Source organism: Mesorhizobium sp. P3_B5 (assembly GCF_056402815.1).
In genome coordinates, this window is record NZ_JBFUGR010000013.1 from 79587 (window position 1) to 102756 (window position 23170).

A 23170-nucleotide genomic window follows, 5' to 3' on the forward strand; every position below is an offset into this window, starting at 1 on the left:
ATAAAAAGGGAGGAATGACGTGCAGAAACTGAAGATATTGACTGCCATTGCGACCATGATGGTCGCCTCGCCCGTGCTGGCACAGGAAATCACCGTATGGGACGTTAACGTGGACGATGCCGCCCACGCGACATACTACGATCATGCGAAGGCCGCATTCGAGGCCGCGCACCCGGGAGCAACGCTCAACCTCCTGTCCCAGCCGGATGCCGAGTACTACACGCTGCTGGGTACGGCGCTCGCTTCGAAAGCCGGCCCTGACGTCATCTGGGCCAATGGTGGCGCCCAGGCCAAGGCCCTGGTCGGCGGGCTGATCCCGCTCGACGACAAGCTGCCCGACCTGATCTCAAAGCTCGTTGGCAGGTCTGCGTTCACCGGACCTGACGGCAAGCTGTACTTCATCCCGACGACGCTGCAGGGTCACGTCGTCTACTACAACAAGGCGCTCTACAAGGCCGCAGGGCTCGATCCGGAGAAGCCGCCGACAAGTTGGGCCGAGTTGACCAAGGTCTGCGACACCTTCAAGGCGCAGGGTAAACCCGCTTGCTTCATGATGGCCAACAAGGAAGGCTACAACGCTGAATTCTTCTTGTCGGAGGCAGCGAACCAGTCGCTGACCGCCCAACAGCAGGCCGATTGGCTGGCCGGCAAGCTCCATTGGTCGGATGCGCCGATCAAGGCGATCCTGCAGGCCTGGGTCGATACCGCCAAGAACGGCTGGTATCAGGAGGGCGGAAACTCGCAGACCATGTTCATGGACGAGTTCGCTCTCTTCGAGCAAGGCGTCGGGGCCAACGTGATGGGCCTGCTCTCCAACGTCGCGCACTGGAAGCAGTTCGAAAAGAACATGGGTGTCGACAAGGTCGGCGTCTATCCGATGCCCTCGCCGACCGTCGCCGCCGATCAGCATGAAGGCGCTCCCGGGGTACCGCTTGATGGCGGCGTCGGCTACGGCGTCAACAAGGACTCTCCCAACATCGATCTCGCCGTTGACGCGGTGCGGATCCTCGCTTCGCCGGAGGTCCTGTCATATCTGGTCAACGACACCGGATCGGTGCCCGCAAACACTGAAGTCAACACCTCCGGTATCGACAGCCCCGGCCTCAAGCAGATCATGGGCTGGCTTGCAACCAGAGCGGTTCCGACCACGCACGCCAATTCCTCGGCAGCAGAGCTCGACGAATGGCACCGCCAGAGCCAGCTTCTGTACAATGGTGAAACCACGGTGGACGAGGCCGCGGTTGCTCTGGACAAGGTCCAGGCTGAGGCCAAGCCGCAAAAGTAATCTTCTCAGCGGGGGGCGCGACCATGCGCCCCCATCCCCAAGCTCAGCGACCAGTGCATGACCGTCAATTCGTTACACCAGACTGGCCAGGCCGTGCGGCCCCGTTCCCGCCGGAGTCGGGGCCGCCGAGCAGAAGCGCGCGTTGCATTGCTGTTCCTGCTTCCGGCAATCCTGCTTGTTCTGGTGTTCCGCATTTTTCCGCTGTTCTGGGGGTTTGGCATCTCCCTGACCAGCGCGACTTCGACCGACCCTGGCCAGTTCATCGGCGCCGGCAACTATCTGCGGGCGCTGGACGACCCGAATTTCCGCTCCGCCATGGCCAACGCCGTCGTGGTGCTGCTTTCGGTGCCGATCTTTGTGACCATTCCGATGCTGCTGGCCATCCTGATCCACCAGGGCGTGCCGGGACGCACGTTCTTTCGCTCCGTCTATTTCTTTCCCGCAATTCTTTCGAGCGTCATCATCGGTTCGATCTTCAGCGTGGTGCTGAGCTTCAATGGCAACCTCAACGCGCTGCTGGACCTCGCGGGCATCAAGGGTGTGGACTGGCTGGGGCACTCGGCGACCGCGCTTCCGGTGACGCTCGCGATCCAATGCTGGTCGACCTTCGGCATGGGTGTGCTGATCTTCCTTGCCGGTCTGTCGACCGTTTCAAAGGAGATGGTCGAGGCGGCCCGTCTCGACGGCGCCAAGATGTGGCAAATCTGGTGGCATGTCATCATTCCCGAGCTTCGCCCGATCATCGAGTTCTCGACGGTGATTACCACCATCGGCCTGCTGACTTCGATGTTCGGGCTGATCTACGTGCTGACCGGCGGCGGCCCCGGAACGGCAACGACGGTGCCCGAATATCTTATCTGGGCCGCCCAGGGCAGGCTCAACCGCCCCGCCTACGCGGCCGCCATCTCGATGGTCCTGTTCGTCATGACGAGCATTCTCGCGTGGCTGCAGATCCGCATCCTGTCACGCAACGCGAATATCTGAAGGGGGCGTTGTGTCAGGAGCAGGAAAACGACAGAGGCTGGCCCTCAGGATTGCGGCGGTCCCGATGGGGCTGCTGGCCTTGAGCTGCCTCTACCCGATCTTTTTCGCGATCAACAATGCGTTCAAGACCCGTGACGACTACATGCGCGACCGCTTCGGGCTGGCCCTGAAGCCCACGTTCGACAATTTCGTCCAGGCCTGGACCCGCGCACACCTCAATGAGTACTTCCTCAATTCCGTGATTGCGACGCTCGGCGCGGTCATCCTGTTGATGGTCGTGTCTTCCATGGCCGGCTTTGCTCTGGCGTCGTTGCGCTTTCCCTATCGGCGCTTCCTGTTTGCGGTAATCCTGTCGTCGCTGATGATCCCCGTGCAGGTCGTTCTCGTGCCCTTCATGCGCACGATGCTTGCCCTCGACCTCGTCAACACGCATATCGGGCTCATCCTGTCATACACCGCATTTTTCCTGCCTTTCTCGGTCTACATGATGACGGCGTTCTACTCCGGACTGCCGCGCGAGCTGATCGAAGCAGCGCGGATCGACGGGGCCACGCTGCTGCAGGTCTGGTGGCATGTGATGCTGCCCCTGGGAATGCCGGCTTTGGTGACGCTGGCTATCCTCAACACCCTCAGCTGCTGGAACGACATTCTGATTTCCCTGCTGGTCATGCAGAAGCACCGCACCCTTATGGTGGGGATTTCCGCGCTCAAGGGCCAGTACTCGGACCAGATACCCCTGTTTACCGCTGGCATCGTCATCGCGGCGGCGCCGATCGTTGTTCTTTACATCCTGTTCCAGCGGCGAATTGTTTCGGGGATCGCCGTGGGCGCAGTGAAAGGTTAGTCGATGGCGCGTGTCGAACTGAAACATGTCAGCAAGAGCTTTGGATCGACGGAGGTCATCCGCGATGTCTCGCTTTCGATCGAAGAGGGCGAGTTCGCCGTATTCGTGGGTCCATCGGGCTGCGGAAAATCCACCCTGCTGCGCATGATTGCCGGGCTCGAAGAGACCAGCGGAGGCGAGATCTTCATCGCCGGTGACGATGTGACAGACGCGGAGCCTGCCGACCGGGGAGTGGCGATGGTGTTCCAGTCCTATGCGCTGTATCCGCATATGACGGTGGCGGACAATATGAGCTTCGGCCTGCGGATGGCGCACCGCCCGAAACAGGAAATAACCGACAAGGTCGGGCGCGCGGCCAAGATCCTGCAGCTCGAAGATTATTTGCAGCGCAAGCCGGCTCATCTCTCCGGAGGACAGCGCCAGCGGGTTGCAATAGGACGCGCGATCGTGCGCGACCCGAAGGTGTTTCTCTTCGATGAGCCGCTCAGCAATCTGGATGCCGAACTCCGGGTGCAGATGCGCGTGGAACTGGCCAAGCTGCACCGGGTCCTTGGCAACACCATGATCTATGTGACGCACGATCAGACGGAAGCGCTGACCATGGCCGATCGGATCATCGTGTTGCGCAGTGGGCGCATCGAGCAGATCGGCACGCCCCAAAATCTCTATCAAGATCCCGACAACGCGTTCGTCGCAGGTTTTATCGGCTCTCCCCGGATGAATTTTCTGACGGCCACTGTGCAGGCGGGGGGCCGCCTCGCATTTGGCGGCCGGGAGATGGACACCCCGGCACGGACCACGCTTGAGCCCGGACGGAAACTGCAGCTGGGTTTGAGGCCGGAGCATCTCGACCAGGACAAGGGTATCGACCTCGAGGCGAACGTGGAATTCGTCGAAGCGATGGGCTCCACGTCCTATGTTCACACCACGCTGGCGAGCGGCGAGACCATCATCGCGGAGCGCCGGTCGTCACAACCAAGGACCGGCGACAAGATCACCCTGCATTTCGCGCCCACCTCGGCGCGACTGTTCAGCGACGACGGAGAGCGCATCCGGTGAGCCTTCATACACCTCACAGATTGTGAGGTCATCGGATGCATAGCCCGCATCTGGAGGCTCGATCAGCCCCGGAGCACGGCGGATATGTTTGCAGAGCCTTGTTGCGATCAAGACCTGCCTCCTTGGCGTGGTCCCTCTGGGCGAGACCAATGCAGATGCATTTGGAAATGTCGGTCCATGGCACCCCCATGCATTTCAGGGTAACTACTGCCAGCCGATGCGAGGCCGATGCGGAAACGAACCACGTTGTGATCGCCATTAATCGCCTTACGCCGACGATCAGAACCCGCCCATTTGCACGCCGCTGCCGCGGATTGCCGCGGGCAACGCTGAAGGGTCTTTCGAAGCCGGGAAGCGTGAGCTACGTGTGACGGGTGCCATCAACGAGACGGAGAAAATTGACGAACAGGCCCAAACCATTTCGCTCAAAGTCGGGGGCTCACCTGACAACGGTCAATTCAAACTCAAAGAATTAAGTATAAGGCACTGATTTATAACAAAATTGTGGACCCAGAGGGACAGCGTTTTCTACAGGAAATCAATACGTTAGCGGATGGTTCGCCAAGCCGTTTCCTTCGTATTCTCTCGTATGGTCTGGCGAACCTAAGGACGATGAACGCGACTAATTACAGGCTTCGAGATATCGCCGATGTAGCCGCAGGTCGTCAGGAACTCCCTGGTAGTGAATGACCGAAATGGGGCCGTTGACGGCCTGGCAGCTTTCAGGATGACTGGCAAGAAAGCCGACCGTTGCGTCCAGCGTAGTGCGGACCGCTTTGCGCCAAAAGCGGTCATTTGATGTTGGTTCCGCGCCAAAGGCGGACGAGCTCGTAACCGATTGAAGCAACCGGCGTCAGTTATTTGCACGAGTATGCGCATTGACTCCGGAGGGCTTGGGCGCCCGCCACGGATCGCCTTAATCATCGAACGGGCTACCGCGGTAGCTTTCACTGCGGAGCGACAACTGACGTTCGGCGTCATCAGAAAAAGGCGGACTCTGGCACGGTTCTGGTCTATGCCGACGCTCGTTGCCGGTCCGCCGGCCTTTTGCAACTGGTCCATGAATGAAGCGCCAGCCCACGACGTCGAGCCTGTTACGCCGACTCAATCGTTCGGCCGTGGTGGATTTGATCCGCACCGAAGGAGTGGCATCACCTTCGAGCCTCGCCGAGCGACTGAACATCAGCATCCCGACGGTGATGCGGGTGATCGAGGATCTGATTGCCGAGGATTTGGTGGCGTATGACGGGTTTGACGAGGCCAATGTCCGGGGCCGTCCCCGGGCACGCATCAAGTTCCGCGGCGCGGCGCATGCGATCATCGGCATCGAGGCCGGCAAGGGCGAGTTCTATGGCGCCGTGGCCAATCTCGAGGGCGTCGTGCAGACCGAAATGCACGAGACGGCCGACGATGATGGCGAGCGCAATTTCGAGAAGCTGGTCGGCCTGATCCGCCGGCTGATGGCGGCCCCCCGCCCGCGCGGCCAGACCATTCGCGGCATCGGCATTGGCCTGCCCTCGATCGTCAGGCAGCCGGAGGGCGAAGTGGTGCTGACGCTCGGGCTCGGCTGGCGCGACATGCCGTTGCGGGCGCGGCTCAGCGAGCATTTTCAGATGCCCATCGTCGTCGAGAACGGGCGCAACCTCGCCGCCGTGGGCGAATGGGGATTCGGGGCCGGGCGTGGCGCCGACAGCGTCGTGAGCCTCTCGATCGGGCCCGGCGCCGGCGCGGGCGTCGTGATCGACGGCAAGCTCTATGGCGGGCACTCGCATGCGGCGGGCGAGCTCGGCTGGTATCTCGACGACCCCCTCCTCACCGGGCGGCCGTTCGAACATCTGGGCGACAAGCAATCTCTGCGCTTTTTCGGCATCCCCGAACAGGCGACCAAGATGCTCGAAGAGGCCAACACCCAGTATGCGGCGGGAAAGCTCACCCTGGCCGCCGTCACCGACCGGCAGGCGGACAAAATCGCGCCTGTTGTCACCGAGTTGCTCGACTATGCGACGATGGCGGTGGCCAGTGTTGCTGCCTTCATGAACCCGGAAATCATCGTACTGGCGGGCCGAATCGTCGGCGGCGGTGATCTGGTGCTCGATGTGCTGCGGCATCGCCTCAGGGGCAATGTGTATGACCCGCCGCGCCTCGTGATGGGCGCGCTGGGCCACCGCGATATCGTCCTGGGCGCGGTGCGTCTGGTGCTCGATGCGACGACCCTCAACCCTGGCGACAGCCTCGTGATGGGCGAATAAAGATCAATCGACCGTAATTGACAGCGACTGTATGTCGGCATTAAGTTTCTGACTGAAAGAAAAACCGCGTCCTGCGTCGTGTGGGAGCGTATCTTTCGTGGGAGGACTTCAATGACGAAGATTTTCAATCCGCTTGGGCGGACGATGCAGCGTCGTGACTTCTTGAAAGTTGCGGGTGCGAGCGTTGCGGTAGGGGCTCTGCCTGCGGCAGTTCGCGGTGCCGAGCCCGTCAAGGTGCTTGTGTGGTCGTGGGTGCCGAATCTCCAGCTTGAGGTAGACATGTTCAACGCCGCGCATCCGGGCATCCGGATTGAACTCGTGAATGCCGGCCAGGGCGAGCCGGAGTATCAGGCGGTCCGTGCTGGCCTGCAGGCGGGCAGCGGCCTGCCCGACGTCGTCCAAATCGAATACCAGCACCTCGAGAGCTTCCGCCAGGTCGACGCCTTCGCCGACATCGGCCAGTACGCCAATGCCCATAAGGGCGAGTTCCCCGAAGCCACGTGGAAACAGGTCGCCAAGGGCGATGTGGTCAACGCCATGCCGCAGGATACCGGTCCGATGGCGATGCTCTATCGCAAGGACATCTTCGACAAGCAGGGGATCACGCCGCCCACCACCTGGACCGAGTTTGCCGATGCGGCCAAGAAGATCCATGCGGCCGATCCGAATGTGTTCATCACCGACGCGCTGTTCAGCTCAGGCGACTGGGTCACTGCTTTGCTGTGGCCGATGGGCTGGAAGCCGGTCAGCCGCGATGGCGACAAGCTCGTGATTAGAATCAACGACAAGATTTCCAAGGACTTCGCCGCCTATTGGCAGGACCTTATTACCGCGGGTGTCATCGAGACCAAGCCGGGGTTCAACAATGAGTGGTACACCGGCCTCGACACGGGCCGCTATGCCAGCTGGCTCACTGCGGGCTGGGGCCCGGTGTTCCTGACCTCGTTCGCCAAGACCAGCGCGGGCCAGTGGCGTGCCGCCGATCTGCCGCAGTGGGACGCGAACAAGTTCGCGACCGGCAGTTGGGGTGGCTCATCACTGGCCGTGATGAAAGCGACCCAACATCTCCCCGAGGCCGCCGAAGTCGCGATTTGGCTGACAACGAATCCCGAAGCCACAATGCTCTACACCACCAAGCAATTCTTCTTCCCCTGTACCTCCGCGCTGCTGTCGAGCCCGGAATGGGCGGGCAACAAGATGGATTTCTACGGCGGCCAGGCGGTGAACGAAGTGTTCGCCAAATCGGCGAACGCTGTGACGCCATTTGAGTGGAGCCCGTTTCAGGGCTTCTTGTACCAGTCGATGACCGATGAATTCGGCGCCTCGATCGGCGGCAAGGGCACGCTGTCGGACGCGTTCGACCGCATCCAGGACGCCGTGGTCACATACGCGAAAGAACAAGGCTTCACCGTAGCCTGACTCCTCCCGGGCAACGGCCGGGCGCGCTTGACCGGCGCGCCCGATCTCTTCATCTTGCCGGACGGGGGACCATGGCATTGTCGAATTCGCCAGCCGCAGCGACGCGCCCAGCGCGATCGGGCGGTTTCACGTCACGAAAGCTCACGCCCTATCTGTTCCTGGCGCCCTTCGTGCTGCTGTTTATCGCCTTCATCGTCGCGCCGCTGGTTTATGCGTTCTACATGAGCCTCTACCGCGACACGCTGGTGGGCGGACGGCAATTCGCGGGTGCAGCAAGCTACATCAAGGTCATGGGAGACGCCAAATTCTGGGGCGGCGTGTGGAACCTCGTTTTGTTCGGCATCGTGCAGGTGCCGATCATGCTGGGCCTGGCGCTGTTGTTCGCCATCGTGCTCGATCGTGGCCAGGTTTATGCCAAGGGCCTCTTCCGGCTCGGCTTCTTCCTCCCCTACGCCGTGCCGAGCGTGATCGCGACGATCATCTGGGGTTATCTCTACGGCCCCACCTTCGGCCCGTTCACGCAGATGGCCAAGGCGTTCAACCTGCCGCCGCCGGACTTCCTGTCGCCGGGCGTGATGATCTTCTCATTGGCCAATATCGTGACGTGGGAATATGTCGGCTACAATATGGTGATCTACTACGCCGCGCTGAAGGCGATCCCTTCGGACCTCGCCGAGGCCGCGCGGGTCGATGGCGCCTCGCCTTGGCAATTTGCGCGGATGATCCAGCTGCCGCTGCTGTGGCCGGCGATCCTGCTTACCATCATCTTTTCAATCAACGGCACACTGCAGCTGTTCAATGAGCCGTATTTGATGCGCGCGCTCGCCAGAAACACCATCAATTCGAGCTACACGCCGAACCTCTATGCCTATTCGCTGGCGACTTCGAACCAGCAGTATGGCTATGCGGCCGCCGTCTCGTTCGTGCTTGGCATCGTGATCGCCGGGGCATCCTACATCTTCACCCTGATCGCCAACCGCCGTCGGCCGGAGCAATGATGACTGCGACCACCGACATAGCTACTTTCGAAGCTGCCAAGCGCCGACCCGGCGAGCAGCGGCGCTCGCGGATCATGCTCACGCTGCTGCTGTCACTGTTCCTCCTCTACAGCTTCATGCCGCTGGTCTATCTGGTCCTATCGGCAACGAAGACGAATGGCGACCTGTTCACCACGTTCGGCTTCGGCTTCGGCACCGAGTTCAACTTCTGGCAGAATCTGAGCGATCTTCTGGCGCGCGACAACGGCGTCTTCATGCGCTGGATGTTCAACAGCCTGCTCTATTCGACCGTCGCCGGGCTTGGCGCCGCGATCTTGGCTACTGCGGCAGGGTATGCGTTAGCCAAATTCAAATTCGTCGGCCGCAATCTGCTGTTTGCACTGGTCTTGGGCGCTGTGATGATCCCGCAGACGGCCCTCGTCGTGCCGACCTTCCTGCTGCTGGCGCTTTCGGGACTCAGCGATAATCCGCTGGGCGTGATCCTGCCCTCGATGATCTCGCCGATCGGCGTCTATCTGATGCGCGTCTATATCGAGCAGGGCGTCGACGACGAACTGCTCGACGCAGCGCGTCTGGATGGCGCCGGCGAGTTCGTGATCTTCCGCGCGATCGTGCTGCGGCTGGTGGCGCCGGGCATGGTGACCGTGGCGCTGCTCTCGTTCGTCGGGACCTGGAACAATTACTTCCTGCCGCTGATCGTGCTGCGCACGCCGGAGTATCAGCCGATCACGGTCGGCCTTGCGACCTGGTATCAGCTCGCGCAGCAGGGCGGTGGCGGCGGACAGGTGCTCTTCTCGATTATCATCACCGGCGCGCTGGTCAGCATCATCCCGGTCATCGTGGTGTTCCTGCTGCTGCAGCGGTTCTGGCAGGGCGGCCTCACCGCCGGCGCCATCAAATAGACTATCGCCTGGAGTTTTCCGACTATGACGACTGCCTCGAAATCCGCGCCGCTCTCTGTCTGGCGGCCGATCGCAACCGACACTTTCCTCGTCGGTACCCCGCATTACCCGGAGCATGTCGATGAGAGCTATTGGCAGCGCGACGCCGACCGCATGGCAGCCGCGGGCTTCAACGCGGTGCGACTTGCGGAATTCGCCTGGCATATTATCGAGCCGCATGAGGGGACGTTCGACTTCGATTTGTTCGACCGCGCCATAGATGTGTTGGGCAAGGCTGGCATCAAGACCATCATGTGCACGCCGACGGCGACGCCGCCGCGTTGGCTGACGCTGCGTTATCCCGAAGTCTTGCGCGTCGATGCCAATGGCCGCGCCATGAGCCATGGCTCGCGCCAGCACGCCAATCTTGCGAGCGGAGTGTTCCGCGAGCATTCGAAGCGCATCACTAAAGCGATGGCCGAGCATTATCGCGGCAATTCGCACATCATCGGCTGGCAGACGGACAATGAGCTCAATACCTCTGGATCGCTGTCCTACGGTCCGGTGACTCTGGCCGAGTTCCAGGCCTTTCTCAAGTACAAGTACAAGACCATCGCCGCGCTCAACGATGCGTGGGGCGGAAATTTCTGGGCCACCGCCTACGACGATTTCGATCAAGTGGTGCTGCCCCTCGACTACGCCCCGGCCCCGGTCGGGCCGACCCATGTGGTCGACTATCACCGCTTCCTCGCCTTCGTCACGGCGCGGTTCCAGCACGATCAGGTGCTAATTATGCGCGCCGCCAATCCAGACTGGTTCCTCTTCCACAATCTGGGGCGGATCGACGACATCGACTTCCGCGGCGAGTTCTCGACCGATCTCGATTTTCTCGGCTTCGACATCTATCCGCACCTCTATGACGAGATGCAGCGCCTTGGGGGCGTCGGCGAGGCGCAGGCGCTGCATCTCGACATCTGCCGTGGCTTCACCGGCAACTTCATCGTGCCCGAGCAGCAATCGGGCTTCGGTGCGCAGCCGAACTTCTCGACGCTGACGCCCGAACCCGGAGAGATGCGCCGCATGGCCTATACCTCGGTGGCGCGCGGCGCCGATGGCGTGATGTTCTTCCGCTGGCGGCCGGCGCATTTCGGCGCCGAGATCTATTGGATGGGCATCATCGATCACGACGACATCCCGCGGCGTCGCTATGACGAGGCCAAGCAGTTTGCGGGTGAGGTCACGGCGCTCAAGGACAAGATCCTCGGCACGCATGTGCGCATGGATTTGGGCATCGCCGGATCAGATTTCGACAATCAGGAGATGCACCGCTCCTGCCCCATCGGCATGCCGAGCCCGCAGGACGATGCGACGCTGCTGCACCGCTATTGCTACCGCCACAACATCGCCTGCGGCTTCATCCATCCCGAGGATGATCTCAGCAAGCTCAAGGCGCTCTATGTGCCGCATTGGCTGAAATGGACCGATGCGTGGACGGCGCGGGTCGAGGCCTTCGCTAAGGCGGGTGGAACGATAATCCTGGGCGGCCGCACCGGATCACGCGACGTTAACAACCACGTCATCCGCGACACCTCGCCGGGCAAGACGCTCTCGGCGCTGGCCGGGATCACGGTCGAGGAGTTCGGGTTGCTGCCGCCGATCGGCGGCGACGGCATGTTCGAACATGGCGGCCGCTTCGGCGCCAACACGGTGCGCAAGAAGCTGCCGGCGACGTCGGCGAGCCGCCAATACAAGCTCAAGATTGGGAATGCGCAGGTGACGGCGGCGCATCTTTATGAGCTGCTCAACACCGCGCCCGGCACGGAGGTTATCGGCAGCTGGGCCAGTCGCTTCGCCGAGGGCCAAGCCGCGATGACTTCGCGCAAAGTCGGCAAGGGCAAAGTGATCTACCTCGGCACGTACCTCAGCGATGCTCTGGTCGGGGTGCTGGCCGATCAGGTGTTGGCGCCCGCCGGCATCGTGCCGCTCATCGCCGACATGCCGGCCGGCGTCGAGGCGACCATCCGCGAGAGCAAGGACCGCCGCCTGCTGTTCATCCTCAACACGCTGGGCGAGCCGGCAAGCATCGGCAATGTCCCCGCGGGCAAGGATTTGCTCGGCGATGGCAAAGTACGCGGCGGTAAGCTGTCGCTCCCGGCCTATGGCTGCAGCATCATCGAACTCGACTAGGAATGCTGTCGCGAGGCTTTGGGGAACGCTCAATATCTTCTGGCCCAGTGATCTTAGATTGGGCAGCAATCTCCACTCTAGGCATCTTTGTGCTGCCAGGTGTTTCTCGGCCTAGGGGAATGAGCAAACGCTCGTTGCTAGAGCAGCGGGCGCTAATCCCGGTCCCAAGCGGCGTTGCCGGAGCTAGTTACTTCATCCCCAGAGCGAACTGCATCCCCTTCCAACTGTGCATCGGCAGGGAGACTCCAGGACGTCTGCTCCTGCCAGTTGCGACATCAAAGGCAATTGCGTCGAGACTGGCGCCTTGCGCGCTGCCGTCATAGAGCAGAGAGCACGGCCCGATATCTCGCCTAGGGCCAACCGCGTCGAATGTTTCTTCAACAAGGTCAAGCTGTTCCGTCGTATCGCGACCCGCTACGACGAGCTCGCGGAGAACTATCTCGCCGCCCTCAAACTCGTGCTAATCCGCATCTTACTACGCGGTAATAAGTCTACGCTCTAGATTGCATCAGGTGTGTGAATTGCTTTTACTTCTTGAAAATCTTCAAGACCAAACTTGCCGCCCTCGCGGCCATTACCGGACTGCTTGTAGCCGCCAAATGGACTTCCGTAGCGGTGCGGCGCTCCGTTGATATGCACCATGCCAGCCCGCAGACGCGAAGCCACCCTTTCTGCTCTCTTCGGATCACCGGTCTGCACATACGCGGCAAGGCCGTAGGCGGTGTTATTCGCAATGGTGATGGCTTCTTCCTCGCTATCAAAAGGAATAATCGCAAGAACCGGCCCGAAAACCTCTTCCCGTGCGATTCGCATCTCGTTCTCGACGTCGACGAAGATAGTTGGCTTTACGAAATAACCAGCTTCAAAACCCTCCGGTTTGCCCGGGCCGCCAACGATCAATTTCGCACCTTCATCAATGGCAGCGTTGATCAAGGTTTGCACACGGGCGAACTGAATTTCGCTCACCAGAGGCCCAATGTGCGCGCCTTCCTCCATGGGGTCCCCTACTTCGGCGGCCATGCCGGCGCGACGCGCTATCTCGATTGCCCTTTGATAGACAGAGCGCTGTACGAGGAGCCGCGTCGGTGCATCGCAGGACTGGCCGGAGTTATTGAAGCATTCGGCCACACTGGCGGAAACCCGCTCGTCGAGATCGGCATCGTCAAAAACGATGTTCGGAGATTTGCCACCAAGCTCCAGGGTGACCCTTTTCACAGTGTCCGCAGCATCTTTGCTGACTGCGATCCCGGCCCTCGTTGAGCCTGTGAAAGACATCATGTCGACGTCCCTATGTTTTGAAAGAGCCGCGCCGCAGTCGGCGCCACCATTGACCAAATTGAAGACACCCGCAGGAAAGCCCGCCTCATCAATCATCTCAGCATACAGCATGGCATTGAGAGGCGTGAATTCGCTGGGCTTCAAGATGCATGTGCAACCCGTCGCGAGGGCCGGCACCACCTTCAGAGCGATCTGATTAATCGGCCAATTCCAGGGTGTAATCAGACCACAGACGCCGATAGGTTCGCGCAAAATAATATCGCCGTTCGGCAATTCCTCGCGAGCTTTCAGACCACGCAGCGCATCGATGAATCCCTGCAGATGGCCAACACCGACATCGGCCTGCTGCTGCCGGCTCATGGTGATAGGGGCGCCAAGCTCCAACGTGATTGTTTCAGCCATCTCGTCGTAACGACGCATATAAATGGCCAGAAATCTTTCGAGCAGCCGGAGGCGCTCTTCAAGAGTGGTTTGGCTGTAGGACCCGAAGGCATTTTTTGCTTCCGCGACAGCCTTGTCGATATCTTCTGCCGTACCCATGGAAATGACGGCAATCGGCTTTTCGGTTGCAGGGTTCAGAACTTCCAGGTTCTGCCCGGCGATTGGCGATACCCACTCGCCGCCGATATAGAACTTCCGCTTATCGAGCATAACGACGCTCCTTCCCAATTCGAATAAGGCTCACTCCCTCGCTCAAGCAAGCGAAGGGCTAAACGTCAGCAGGCCTAGAATTTCAAAGAGCACCTGTGCGCCGACCTGCGCTGTGTTGGTCGTCGAGTCGTATTGCGGAGCCACTTCGACGACGTCTGCGCCAACAAGATTGACGCCCTTCAGTCCCCTGATGAGCTCCAACACCTCGCGCGTCGTGAGCCCTCCAATCTCTGGAGTGCCTGTCCCCGGTGCGAAGGCCGGATCGACGCTGTCGACATCAAAAGAAAGGTAGGTCGGGCCGTCGCCTACAATCGCCCTCGCCTTGCGGATCACGGCTTCGATTCCAAGGCCCGAAATTTCTTCGGCGTGGATGACCGTCATGCCGGAGGCGTAGGAGAATTCCCACAAATACTCCGACGAGCCGCGAATTCCGATCTGGATTGTCCGAGCGGGATCGAGCACGCCGTCCAAGACCGCGTTACGCATCGGGCCGCCGTGATGGAACTTCGTCTGATCGAAAGGGCCGCCCGTGTCGCAATGCGCATCGATATGGATCAACCCGACCGGACGATCGCGGCCGACGGCCTTGAGGATAGGATGAGTGATCGAGTGATCACCTCCAACCGAGACGGGAATTAAGCCCGCAGCGACGACCGCCGCAATCGCCGCCTGGATATCATCGTGACTTTGCTCCAGGCGGTAGCGGCTTGCGAAAGGAATATCGCCTATGTCGGCGATCCTAAGATCGAGCGCAGGCGCGCATTCGAGGACGTGATTGTACGGCCCAATCCGCTCAATTGCCCGTATTGCACGTGGCCCGAAACGCGATCCGGGCCGGTTGCTTACACCAAGATCCATTGGCACGCCGACCACCGCCACCTGGAGATCGCCGAAGTCGGGTGCTTTGAAATCGATTGCCTTCAATGGCAAGCCGGCAAAGGTTGAGATGCCGGAATACGGCGCCAGACGTGTCCCCCCGCTAAATATCTTCTCACCAACCTTGCGAAATTTCGGATCATGAAACTCGAGACTGTCGGCGAACTTCGCCCGCAGCGCTACAAGGCGCTCATTAAAGTCAACCATTGCGAAACCCTCTCCTTGTGTCGCGTTGTTCCTGGAATCGGAAGACATGGAATTGGCCGACGGCGCGTCCCGCCATCGAGGCCCTGAATGACTTCAACGTGCCACCCTCAATGTTCACATTTCCGCAGCCGTAGCGGGCAGCCGGAACATAGATGATCATGATGATTTGGCGCGGGGCGAGCCGGGGGCGTTCAATTTCTCCGCGACCGCGCCTACATAGCGGTCCAGGATGATTGCCAGTGCGGAAATCGCAAGGCCTGCAAGCAATCCTCTGCCGGCCTCGACGCGAGCGATGGCATCCACGGTCTCCAGTTCAAGCCCCTGTGAGCCAACAAGCGCCGTGATGACCACCATCCCAACACACATGAGGATCGTTTGGTTGAGACCCAGCATCAGACCAGGTCGGGCAAGAGGCAGACGAACCTTCCAGAACGTTTGAAGTGGGGTGGCCCCGAACGCCACCGCGGCTTCGATCGTGGTTGGATCGACATTGCGGATGGCATGGTCCGTGTATCGCACCGTCGTCGCCACGGAGTAGAGCGCAATGGCGATCACCGCGGTTGCATCTCCGGGACCCAGAAGCATGACAACGGGCACCAGATATACGAAGGAAGGCAACGTCTGCAGGGTCGTGACGACAACCTCCGACACCGCGTGCACGCGGCGCGAAGATCCGGCCCATACTCCCAAGGGCGCTCCGACAAAAAGGGAGAGCAGCGTTCCGACCGTCACCAGATTGAAGGTGATCAGCAACTTGTCCCAATAGCCGATGGCAGCGATCAGGATGAGCGTTGCGCAAGACAGGACAGCAAGAGAAGGCCGCCGCAGCGCGAAGCCGAAACACAGCATGGAAGCAACAATCGACGCCCAGCCGAGATCTCTCAGTATCGTCAACAAGGGCCGAATGACGCCGAGCGTGATGGTCAGCCGGGCGGTTTCGAAACCATCGCCCCAGTTGCCGTTCAGCCAACTGATGACGCGTGACCAGAAATCAGCGGTCGAGATCGTCAACTCGGCCGGATATTGCGCCAGAGGTGCGATTGCGACTCCCGCGACTGTGGGAATGACGAGGATGGCGGCCAGGATCGCGAGGTGCCTTATCGGTTGCGGTCGAGACAGATGAGAAGGTCGACGCACGGCGATGGAATGCCCATAGCCGTAAAGCAGTACGGCCAGCAGTGTTATCGCAATCCCCGCCTCCAACCCGCGACCGATCTTGAGGGATTGGATCGCGCGAAGCACTTCCGCTCCCAGACCACCTGCGCCGATCATCGAAGCCAGAATGACCATAGCCAGAGCCATCATCACCAGTTGATTGACGCCCAGAAGGAGGTCGTCCCTCGCGCTTGGCAAGAGGATCTTCGATGTGCCCTGCCAGCGGGAGGCACCGGTCATGCTGGACAGTTCGAACGTATGGTCCGGCAACCGACGCAGGCCATACACCACCGCTCGCGCCATCGGCGGCAAAGCGAAGATCAGTGTTGCCACCAACGCCGCGACGGGACCGAACCCGAAGAGGATCAGGACTGGCACCAGATAGCTAAATGGCGGAATCGTTTGCATGACGTCGAAGACGGGGTTCAATACGGTTTCGAGCCAACGCCAACGAAACAGCATCACGCCAAGCACCAGGCCAAAGATCACGCCGACGACGATCGCAAACGCCACGGAAGCGAGCGTCAATGTCGCTTGAGCCCAAAGATTGAAAACAAGAAAGTACGCGAAAGTTGCAAACGCCAGGACAGCCAGGCGGCGCCCACCGGCGAGCCAACCCATGTAAGTTGCAGCAAGAACCACCGACACCCACGACAATGGCGGCAGAGTAACCGTTTCGGCTGCAGTGCGACCCGGAAAGGACCAGCCGGTGGTCAGAAGGTTCTGCAAGCCCCGCATCGGAAGGCCGACTGCCTCCCCACCCGCACGCGTCCAGACCCGAAGAGGCTCGCCAAAAATTTCGGATCGGCGAAGCAACTGGTTGAGCACATCGTTGGACATCTTAAGCAACGGCAGCAGCCATTGCTTCGGCCAGACGTACAACCCTTCGGGCAGCACCTCCCGCCCAACATAGGCAGCGACGAGCAAAATGAGGCCGAATGTCACCCACAAACGGCTGCTCAGCAGCCATTTGTGGCGGATGAGCGGCGCCACAGATGTCGCGCCGAAGGTTATTGAAGCCACGGTGACCACTTTTTCTCGTTGGTGGAAATCCACTCAGCCGCGGCAGCTTCGGGCGTAAGTCCGCCTTTATCCTGCTTAAGGATGCCCCAGGCAACATCGTCATTGGTCAGAACAAACTTCTTCAAGAGATCCGTTACATTGGGCTCGCGCTTGGCGAAATCATTGTTGATCAATTCGATGATATCTCCCGTGGGCAAAGCGCAGTCACCCACGAGATCGGGGTTGACGCCCCAGGCGGGATCGCTGCGGCACGCGTCCTCATAGGGCGGGAAATCGACAAAGGTACCCACGCCGGAGCCGTACAGCCAGTGAGGCACGAAACCAAATCCGATGATCGGCTTTTTCCTCTCGATAGCGCCCTGCATCGTGGCGACCATGGCCGCCATGGTACCCGGCAAGGTTATGTGGACGTCGAGGCCTAGCGCCGCGATGCGGCGCTCGTCGTCGGCATCAAAGTCTGCCGGTGTTCCGAGATAATTGATCTTTCCGTCCGTCTCTGGGTTGGACAGCGCTTTGATGCAGGCAGGATCCTTGAGCGCCTTCCAGTCCGGCAATCCCGGACATAGCTCAGCAACATAGTTCGGGTACCACCAGGTTTCCCTGATCTTGACGCCGACCGACCCCACCTTCGTCACAGAGCCCGACGCAAGCGCAGCTGCGATCAGCTCGGGAGAAGACGACCAGATTGCGGGACTGATCTCGAGGTCGCCGAGTTCTATGGCCGTGAACTGCGCCGTGTAGTCGGTATGCACGTACTGGATGTTGTATCCGGCCTTCTTGAGCAAGGTCCCGAACACGTTCGTGATGAAGTCCGCGTCGGGCGCACTAACGACCGCCAGCCGTACCGAATCCTGGGACTGCGCGGCGGCGAGCGCCTCGCCGGAAGAAATGCACAGACTGGCGCAAAGCACAGACGCCAACGTGACTGACGAGAGTGGAAACCGCATCGCGAAACACCCCTTTCAAAATGACCTATGAGCCCAAAGTAGGGCCCACTCTTATCACATGTCAATCACAAAAATGGAAAAATAGGTTGCATTGCTGGGGAACATCGGGTTCAATACAACGTATGTATGGACGACATATATCACAAATGAGTCACAAATGACAAAGAAGGACGAACAGAGCACGACCGCTTCGGACCGCGTGTACAAGCTTGTCCGTCAGGATATCCTTGAGTGCCGGTGGCGGGCCGGACAGCGCCTGAAGATCCGCGATATCGCCGCCGAACTGGGCGTCAGCCCGATGCCGGTCCGCACCGCGTTCCGGCGCCTAGGCGAAGAGGGTATTCTTATCGTCGAGGAAAACCGATCGGCACGTGTCCCCTTCGTTTCCCGGCAGAGCTTCAACGAATACCTTGAGATCTCGGTGAGCCTCGAATGCCTGGCGCTAGAGAGGGCCGCCGCGCGCATATCGAGTGAAACGATCCAGGCGCTCCGAAGCGAAGCCGATTGCATGCAGCGCGACATCGAGGCTGGCGACACCGTAGGATACGCCCCTCGGTTCAACGGCCTTCTGATGAAGATCTATGTGCGAGGGGAATCTCAGGCGCTCATCGAGATGATCGAAAGCGTCTGGATCAAGACAGCTCCGCCGGCGCGCGAGGCCTTCGAGGAAAAGGGCATCGTCACGAGACTGAATGCGGCCCTGGTTGCGATCATCGACGCCTTGGAGGCGGCCGACGCGGCCAGTGCCAAGGAAATTCTGACCTCTGCCCTGCAGTATGCCTGCAAAGGCGTGAACCTGTTCCTTGAAATGGATCAAGATCAGAAACTAAGACCAAAAGCCAAAAAGAGGATCGAGGAACAATATGTCGAATCCAAGTGAAGCTCCGATTGCGCTGGTCACCGGCGCGTCCCGCGGTATTGGGCGAGCGACTGCGGAGATGTTGCTCCGGGATGGCTACGATGTGCATGCCACCTACATCAGCGATGCGACAGCGGCAGAGGGCCTCGTTTCGTATGGCGACGACTTGGGGCGCAACGTCACGCTTCACCATTTCGATGCCGGCGCGCGCGAGAGTCAGGACGAGTTGATGCGGCGCCTGCAGGGTGTCCAGCTTCGGGGCATCGTCCACAATGCGGGAATCGTCAAATTCGAGCGATTTACTGAATATGACATCTCGATCTGGGACCGCACCTTCGAAGTAAATCTGAATGCAGCGTTGCGGCTGACTCTTGGACTGCAGAAGCAGATCGTGTCAGGAGGATCGGTGGTTTTGGTAGCCTCCACCGACGCATTCTTCGGCTCCTACGCAAGCATGGCTTACGCGGCGTCCAAGGCGGCGATGGTCAATCTGGCCAAGAGCCTCGCATGCAATTTCGGCTCCCGAAACATCCGCGCCAACGCCGTCTCGCCGGGATGGATACAAACCGACATGACGACTGGGGCGTCCTCGGGATCAGCGTCAGTCACACCTCTTGGGCGAGACGGGAGGCCGGACGAAGTCGCTGGCGTGGTCGCCTTCCTTCTGTCCGAGCGGGCCAGCTTTGTCTCGGGCACGAACATCGCAGTCGATGGCGGCTATACCTCCTCTGACGCGATCATGTTGAACGAAGCCAGGGAACTGGGCTGAGGATTGTCGGGCATGCTAAGCTGCAAGAACCTTTGGAAGATTTACGGACCGGCCAAGGCACATAGTATCGATCCCGAAGCGCCACTGAGTGAGAATATCTCCTCGGTGGAGCAGCGCGGCGGTTTCGTCGCGTTGGCCGGCATCGATCTCTCCGTGGCGAAGGGCGAGATCCTGGTCATCATGGGGCTTTCCGGATCCGGAAAGTCCACTCTGCTGAGATGCTTGACGCGCCTGGTGGAGCCGACGGCCGGAGAGTTGCGCTTCGAGGGTCAGGACTTGCGCGCCGTGCCTGAAAAGAGCCTGCAATTGCTGCGTCGTACGCACATGAGCATGGTGTTCCAGAATTTTGCGCTGCTTCCCCACCGTACCGTGGTCGGCAATGTGGAGTTGCCACTGGAGATCCAAGGCGTGCGCGCAACTGAGCGGAGGCAGAAGGCGCTGGATATGATTGGGCTTGTCGGGCTTTCCGGCAAAGAAGATCACTACCCGCACGAGCTCTCCGGAGGCCAACAGCAGCGCGTCGGCATTGCTCGCAGCTTGTCAACCAATCCGAGCCTTTGGCTGCTGGACGAGCCCTTTTCAGCGCTAGACCCACTCATTCGCGAAGAGATGCAGGACGAAATTCTCAGGCTACAGAAAACGCTCTCCAAGACTGCCGTGTTCGTGACCCATGACTTCAACGAGGCTGCTCGCGTTGGAGATCGCATCGCCCTTTTGCGCAAGGGCGAGCTCGTCCAGACCGGCAGGGCTGCGGAACTGATCCTGAACCCCGCGGATTCCTATGTGAGAGCATTCACCGCGAGCGCGGAACGCAGTCGAATACTGACGGCGGAAAATTTCATGCAGCGTGGAGAGCCGGGCGAATTCGACGTGCAACTCGAGGCTGAGGCGACACTTCGAAGAGTCGCGGAAACCTTCCAGGGCGGGGCCAGCGTGATCGCCTTCGGCAATTCCACCGGCAGAACGGTAGGGTTCATGAGACGCCAGGATCTGGGCGACGCGCTCACGTCTGCTATGACTGCGTAGCTGGCCGGGCGTCGAAATCGAGGTACCAGTTCGACCATGCAAACGAAAATCACCGAGACTGAAGCGCGCTCTCTCCTGCGCAGCATCAAGGCGCCGCAACTGGACCTGAAGCCGGTCGCGGACCATGTGCTCGAACACTACGGGCTGTCAGGCGAATGGCATCAGCTGGGAGGGGAAAGAGAACAGAACTATCGTCTTGTCACTGCCGCCGGCGAGAGGTTTGTCGTCAAGATTGCATCTCTCGAAGAGGATGAGGAAAGTCTCATCTTTCAGGCGAAAGCACTTGAACATATCGAACAGGTAGACCCGGCGCTCCAGGTCCCACGGGTGCGCAGGACCCTTGCAGGTGACCTGCTTTCCAGCATCTCGGCTGGAGAGGGAAGAAGGTATGCTTTGCGGGTTCTCTCGTACGTCGCCGGCGAGACCGTCATGGATCTGTTGAGCCAGCGAGGCTTCAATCTGTCCACCGACGACCTTCTGAGCCTCGGTGCGGCGCAAGGCCGTTTGGCACGCGCGCTCCAGGGATTCAATCATCGCGGCGCCCTTCGACCGATGCCGTGGGACCTGGCAAATAGCCTGGTCCTTGGTGATTGGCTGCGGGACTATATCCCAGAAGAAATCCGCCCAGATGTCGACCGGGCATTGGAGCACTTCGCCGGGTCAACCCTGGCAGCACTGCCGCGCCTCCGATCGCAGGTTATCTACAATGATTTCCACGAGAGCAACGTCCTGGTCCGGGCCGAGCCTTTGCTCGAAGTCGTGGGTGTTATCGACTTTGGCGACATGGTCTATGGGACGGTCGCGCAGGACCTCGCCGTTGCCGTGGCGTCTTTCATCCATTGGAGCCCGGAGCCTTTGGCGGCCGCGGCAGCGGTCGTCCGCGGCTACCAAATCCATATGCCACTTGAGTCCGCCGATCTGGCGGTGCTCAAGGATCTGGTGCTGGCCCGGCTGATCCTGCAGGTTGGGCTCGTCCGCTACCAGGCTGTCGTCAACGGCCGGAATGACCAGCATCTCGACGAACTGCAATCCCTGTACTCGGCCGCCGTATCACGCCTCGCCAACATCGACGACGACGCGTTCGTCGCCTCGATGACACCGTCCGTGGTGCCCACTCCGATCTCATCGCCCGTGGTGGAACAGACTGCGACCGATATCCAAGCCCTGGTGTCGCGCAGGGAATCCGTCCTGGGCAAAGCCTACACGTTCTACAACGAGCCGCTGCAACTCGTGCGCGGTCGCGGCACGAAACTCTTCGACGCTTCCGGGACGGAATACCTGGATTGCTACAACAACGTCGCCAACGTGGGGCATTGCCACCCCTATGTGGTGCAGGCGCTCGCCCAGCAGGCGGCCACGCTCAACACCAACTCCCGCTATCTTCACAGCGAGATCCTGCGGCTGGGAGAGCGGCTGACTGCGACCCTCCCCGAAGGCCTGGATACCTGGATCTTTGTCTGCACCGGCTCGGAGGCCAACGACCTGGCGGTTCGCATTGCCCGGTCGGTTACCGGCAACGAAGGCGTGATCGTCACGGAGAACAGCTATCATGGCAACACATCGGTGGTCGCGCCGCTTTCGTTGCTGGAATACGACATCAAGGACAAGCCGAGTTGGGTCGAGGCGGTGCCGGCTCCTAATGTCTACCGGGGCATCCACCGAGGCGACCAGGCCGATTTAGCGGAACGATACTCTGATCACGTGACGGAAGCAGCGGCCCGCCTTGGAGCAAGGGGGCCCGGGGCTGCAGCCGTGCTGATCGACTCGATCTTTGACGGCAACGGCGCCCTGGTGCCGCCACAGGACTACATGCGCCTTGCCTTCGAGAAAGCGGGCCGCGCAGGAGCGTTGTGCATCGCCGACGAAGTTCAAATGGGCTTCGGAAGATCGGGCACGGACATGTGGGGCTTCGAGGCCTTCAATGTTCGTCCCGACATGGTCACCATGGGAAAGCCGATGGGCAACGGCCACCCTATCGCCGCGCTCGTGACGCGTCGCGAAATTGCCCTGGAGTTCCAGCGTCGCACTGGCTATTTCAACACGTTTGGCGGCAACACGGTCTCGACGGTTGTCGCCAACGCCACCTTGGACGTTCTGCAGGGCGAGAACCTGCAAGGCAACGCCGAGCGTGTCGGTGCGCATCTCAAGGCATCTCTCGACGGCTTGATCGGCACGCACGAGCTTGTCGGCCACATTCATGGGCGCGGCCTCTTCTACGGAGTCGAGCTTGTCGTCGATCGGACATCGCGCGCTCCCGCGAAACTCGCAGCCCGCTGGGTGCGTGAACGGATGAAGAGCCTCGGTGTCCTGGTTGCCTCGACAGGTCCCTTGGGAAACGTCATCAAGATAAGGCCGCCATTGGCCTTCAGCACCGCCGACGCCGACCGGTGCTTCGAAGCCCTTCACACCGCGCTGACAGAGGTGCCGCCCGATCTTCGGATCGCAAGTAGCGCCTGAGCCAACCGGGGATTAG

At 60.4% G+C, this 23170-nt stretch carries 17 protein-coding genes and 1 pseudogene; 14 read left to right on the forward strand and 4 right to left on the reverse strand.

Features of this window, described 5'->3' with window-relative positions:
* Positions 1 to 19: 19 nt before the first annotated feature.
* The 10 genes and pseudogenes from AC1DVW_RS25145 to AC1DVW_RS25190 all read left to right on the forward strand — a co-directional run.
* Positions 20 to 1285 carry an ABC transporter substrate-binding protein gene (locus AC1DVW_RS25145; RefSeq protein ID WP_477326698.1) on the forward strand — a complete coding sequence of 422 codons (1266 nt, stop codon included), beginning with the start codon at positions 20 to 22 and terminating at the stop codon, positions 1283 to 1285.
* A 147-nt stretch (positions 1286 to 1432) separates the two neighbouring features.
* On the forward strand, positions 1433 to 2269 hold the full coding sequence (locus tag AC1DVW_RS25150; RefSeq protein WP_477277840.1) for a carbohydrate ABC transporter permease: 837 nt from the start codon (positions 1433 to 1435) through the stop codon (positions 2267 to 2269).
* Positions 2270 to 2333: 64 nt separating this feature from the next.
* Entirely contained in the window at positions 2334 to 3113 is a 780-nt protein-coding gene (locus AC1DVW_RS25155) for a carbohydrate ABC transporter permease (protein WP_477277838.1), read from the forward strand.
* Between the two features lie 3 nt (positions 3114 to 3116).
* Positions 3117 to 4172 carry an ABC transporter ATP-binding protein gene (locus AC1DVW_RS25160; protein ID WP_477326700.1) on the forward strand — a complete coding sequence of 352 codons (1056 nt, stop codon included), beginning with the start codon at positions 3117 to 3119 and terminating at the stop codon, positions 4170 to 4172.
* A 1064-nt stretch (positions 4173 to 5236) separates the two neighbouring features.
* Positions 5237 to 6421, forward strand: a complete 1185-nt coding sequence (locus AC1DVW_RS25165; protein WP_477277834.1) for an ROK family protein — start codon at positions 5237 to 5239, stop codon at positions 6419 to 6421.
* A gap of 111 nt (positions 6422 to 6532) precedes the next feature.
* Positions 6533 to 7840, forward strand: a complete 1308-nt coding sequence (locus tag AC1DVW_RS25170; RefSeq protein ID WP_477277832.1) for an ABC transporter substrate-binding protein — start codon at positions 6533 to 6535, stop codon at positions 7838 to 7840.
* 71 nt (positions 7841 to 7911) lie between these two features.
* Entirely contained in the window at positions 7912 to 8838 is a 927-nt protein-coding gene (locus AC1DVW_RS25175) for a carbohydrate ABC transporter permease (protein WP_352592096.1), read from the forward strand.
* Complete coding sequence (locus AC1DVW_RS25180; RefSeq protein WP_477277830.1) at positions 8838 to 9740, forward strand: carbohydrate ABC transporter permease; 903 nt, start codon at positions 8838 to 8840, stop codon at positions 9738 to 9740. The genes AC1DVW_RS25175 and AC1DVW_RS25180 overlap by 1 nt, the downstream gene beginning before the upstream one ends.
* A 24-nt stretch (positions 9741 to 9764) precedes the next feature.
* A complete protein-coding gene (locus AC1DVW_RS25185) occupies positions 9765 to 11906 on the forward strand; it encodes a beta-galactosidase (protein WP_477326702.1) in 2142 nt (713 codons plus the stop codon).
* A gap of 358 nt (positions 11907 to 12264) precedes the next feature.
* A pseudogene (locus AC1DVW_RS25190) lies at positions 12265 to 12408 on the forward strand (IS5/IS1182 family transposase); the annotation flags it as partial.
* Here the strand turns inward: AC1DVW_RS25190 and AC1DVW_RS25195 are convergent.
* From AC1DVW_RS25195 to AC1DVW_RS25210, 4 genes are all read right to left on the reverse strand, one after another.
* The gene (locus AC1DVW_RS25195) at positions 12405 to 13835 is read right to left on the reverse strand and encodes an aldehyde dehydrogenase family protein (protein ID WP_477326704.1); all 1431 of its coding nucleotides are present in this window, start codon (positions 13833 to 13835) and stop codon (positions 12405 to 12407) included. The pseudogene AC1DVW_RS25190 and the gene AC1DVW_RS25195 sit on opposite strands and share 4 nt — an antisense overlap.
* A gap of 42 nt (positions 13836 to 13877) precedes the next feature.
* On the reverse strand, positions 13878 to 14918 hold the full coding sequence (gene speB / locus AC1DVW_RS25200) for an agmatinase (protein ID WP_477326706.1): 1041 nt from the start codon (positions 14916 to 14918) through the stop codon (positions 13878 to 13880).
* 156 nt (positions 14919 to 15074) lie between these two features.
* A complete protein-coding gene (locus tag AC1DVW_RS25205; RefSeq protein WP_477326708.1) occupies positions 15075 to 17105 on the reverse strand; it encodes an ABC transporter permease in 2031 nt (676 codons plus the stop codon).
* The gene (locus AC1DVW_RS25210; RefSeq protein WP_477326710.1) at positions 17084 to 18043 is read right to left on the reverse strand and encodes an ABC transporter substrate-binding protein; all 960 of its coding nucleotides are present in this window, start codon (positions 18041 to 18043) and stop codon (positions 17084 to 17086) included. The genes AC1DVW_RS25205 and AC1DVW_RS25210 overlap by 22 nt, the downstream gene beginning before the upstream one ends.
* A gap of 157 nt (positions 18044 to 18200) precedes the next feature.
* On the opposite strand from AC1DVW_RS25210, the gene AC1DVW_RS25215 reads away from it, so the two are divergent.
* Genes AC1DVW_RS25215 through AC1DVW_RS25230 form a run of 4 tightly spaced genes read left to right on the forward strand, consistent with a single transcriptional unit; the run spans position 18201 to position 23154 of the window.
* Positions 18201 to 18923, forward strand: a complete 723-nt coding sequence (locus tag AC1DVW_RS25215; protein ID WP_477326712.1) for a GntR family transcriptional regulator — start codon at positions 18201 to 18203, stop codon at positions 18921 to 18923.
* Entirely contained in the window at positions 18907 to 19671 is a 765-nt protein-coding gene (locus tag AC1DVW_RS25220) for an SDR family NAD(P)-dependent oxidoreductase (RefSeq protein WP_477326714.1), read from the forward strand. Before AC1DVW_RS25215 ends, AC1DVW_RS25220 begins: the two co-directional genes overlap by 17 nt.
* Positions 19672 to 19683: 12 nt before the next feature.
* Positions 19684 to 20697 (forward strand): ATP-binding cassette domain-containing protein, encoded by a 1014-nt coding sequence (locus AC1DVW_RS25225; protein WP_477326716.1) that lies wholly within the window; start codon positions 19684 to 19686, stop codon positions 20695 to 20697.
* Between the two features lie 36 nt (positions 20698 to 20733).
* Positions 20734 to 23154 carry an aminotransferase class III-fold pyridoxal phosphate-dependent enzyme gene (locus tag AC1DVW_RS25230; RefSeq protein ID WP_477326718.1) on the forward strand — a complete coding sequence of 807 codons (2421 nt, stop codon included), beginning with the start codon at positions 20734 to 20736 and terminating at the stop codon, positions 23152 to 23154.
* The last annotated feature ends 16 nt before the right edge of the window (positions 23155 to 23170 follow it).